Source organism: Dermacoccus sp. Ellin185, assembly GCF_000152185.1.
GTDB lineage: Bacteria > Actinomycetota > Actinomycetes > Actinomycetales > Dermatophilaceae > Dermacoccus > Dermacoccus nishinomiyaensis.
Window position 1 is genome coordinate 1 of sequence record NZ_AEIQ01000128.1, and the last position, 2490, is coordinate 2490.

1 protein-coding gene is annotated in these 2490 nt (G+C 63.1%); it reads left to right on the plus strand.

Going from position 1 to position 2490, the window contains the following annotated elements; all coding sequences use genetic code 11:
- Positions 1 to 368: 368 nt before the first annotated feature.
- Complete coding sequence (locus HMPREF0321_RS14330; RefSeq protein WP_175282501.1) at positions 369 to 2333, plus strand: glycosyltransferase; 1965 nt, start codon at positions 369 to 371, stop codon at positions 2331 to 2333.
- Positions 2334 to 2490 lie beyond the last annotated feature (157 nt).

Sequence of the window (2490 nt, forward strand, 5' to 3'; positions counted from 1 at the left end):
GACGCGTGACACTAGATGCCCGAGGAGGGCCCCACTTCGTGCTGGGCGCGGAGCGGGGCCCTCCTGCGTGAAACGAGTGCCTCAGCCTGAGGAATCTGCCGCAATCGCCTGAGGCGTCCACGGGATTCGTGCACCAGTCCATGTGCGCCTGGGGGCATCATGGGCATCGGCTGAGTCAACGTGACGATCATGCCCGGCGAGATCGAGCTCGTCCCTCCTCAATCTGGACCAGAACCACAATCGACCCCACGCCAATCCCCGGCGCCCGCCTCCCGGCGTCGATCGGCTTACTGCAGCCCGTCGGCGGACCCGTATTGCGTGAGGCAATCTCCGATTTCTCCAGCCCCTCGGGGAAGGTGCAGACTTTCGTGGGGCTGGCTTCCCGGCGGCTGGCGAGCGTCATGGGACACACGCCGACCGAGCCGAGCTTCACCCGTTGCCGAACGGCCCGTGAGCTGCACGGTTATGCTCTGCGGGTGACGTCTTCTCCAGCGGCGCGACCCTCCATCAGTGTTCTCACCATCACTTACAACGGAGCCCGCTACCTGCCCACGCTGATGGCCTCCCTCGCGCGACAGGATGCCGATTTCCCCTGGGAGTACGTGGTGGTGGACAACGGTTCGACTGATGGCACCTGGGACGTCGTGAGCGAGCTGGCGCGAACCCTCCCTGCGCCGGTGCGCATGATCGACGGTGGTGCGAAGCCAGGCAACATTCCGTACGTGCGCAACCTTGCGGCTGCATCGGCGCGAGCTGACCACCTCGTGTACTGCGATCAGGACGACATCGTCGAACCGGGCTGGTTGGCGGCGGCGGAGGACGGCTTGCGTCAGCACCAAGCTCTCATGGGCCTCATCCACGACATGACGCCTGTTGATGCTCCCCCCCGCGTCATGAATCCGAGCGTGTACACGGACATGCCCATCGTCGAGTCCTGCAACTTCGCTGTGCGCCGCGCGACGCTCGAGGCTGCAGGCGGATTCGACGAAGATCTAGCAGGGTACGGAATGGATGACTCCGAACTCGCGCTGCGTCTCAGAAAAAAAGGTCATGCAATTGTCGGGTGGCCGTCGATGAGAATTCAAGCCAGACAGACTGTCGGCACGATGAACCGTATACGCAAGGTGTTCAGTTCGGCCCGGACTGAGATGGTCGTCTGGCAGAAGCACGCGGACGTCTACGGTGATCGCAGGAACCGACGCTATCTTTGCAAAGAGACGCGCACGAATCTTCGTACCGGGTGGTTAGCTGTTCGCGGTGGTAGTGGTGTCTCCAAGGACCGGGGTGCTCGGGCGGTCGTCACTTCGGCAGGTCACTTGTATGAGCGCGTTCGGCCCCGAGCGGCTCGCTCGTCCGTCGTCGAGCCTCCCTGCCAGCCCAAAACCAGCGAAAGTTTCGACCACATCGTCATCACGCAATTCTCCGCGGTGTTCGCCCCTGACGCCGAACCCGCATCACAGGAGTGGTGCTGGTACCGGTTGGCGATCTTCCGCAAGCTCCTGTGCCCCAGCATGCGCAGCCAAAGCGGGGCCGCGCCCTTCACGTGGCTCGTGTATTTCGATGACCGGTGTTCATCGGGGTTCCGTGCCGCCGTGGATGAACTTGCCGCTGGGCTCTTCGTTCCCATCTGGACACATGACGTCTACTGGGACCGCGTCGTGCGCGATGTGGAGAAGCTGAGTACTCGTGAATACCTCATCACGACGCGGGTGGATATTGACGACGCACTCTCTCGCGGCTTCATCCGAAGCGTGCAGGAAGAGTTTGCCCGCCAGGACCTGCTGTTCGTCACCTTCCCGCGCGGTTTACAACTCGATGACAACGGCCGGGTGTACTCCTACGACGAACCGTCGGGCCCATTCATGAGCCTCATCGAACGGCGCGGGTCCGAACCGCCGCGCGTCGTGCTCAGCCACGCACACTTCAATCATGGCCTGGTGCGCCGGCATGGCCCGATACGGGAAGTCATCACCGGTGGCCGCCCGATGTGGCTCCAATACATCCACGGGACGAACGTTGCAAATGCCGTCCGGGGGGTAAGGGTGCCAGCCGCGACGCTGTCTCGTTGGTTCGACGTGGAGATGCATGCGAGACCGGACGCCTCATGGCTCATCTTCGCAACGGATCTCGTACGGTCGCACGCGGCGCGCGTGCGGTTCTGGGGCGGGACGCCGTACTACGCTGTGGAGTACGTCGACGCGTTGTTCGATCGTATCCGCGGGACCCATGTCAAGAAGCCTGCGGGGGCGTCCGTCCACGGTCCGCCGTTGCTGAGCGCGCTCGTCAGAAGCCGTAAAGGCGTGAGCATGCTTGTACGACGAGGGGGTAGCTGAAGATGGTCTCGTCCATCAGGCGTCTTGCTCTGCAGACAGGTCCCGGAACCAAACTGCGCCAGCGTTATCGCAGTCTGCGTGCTGTGCAGGTCTTGGGAATACCGCCCGGGAGCATCCTGAGTACGCGATAGGGCCCATGAAGCGTCCCGGGTTTCGT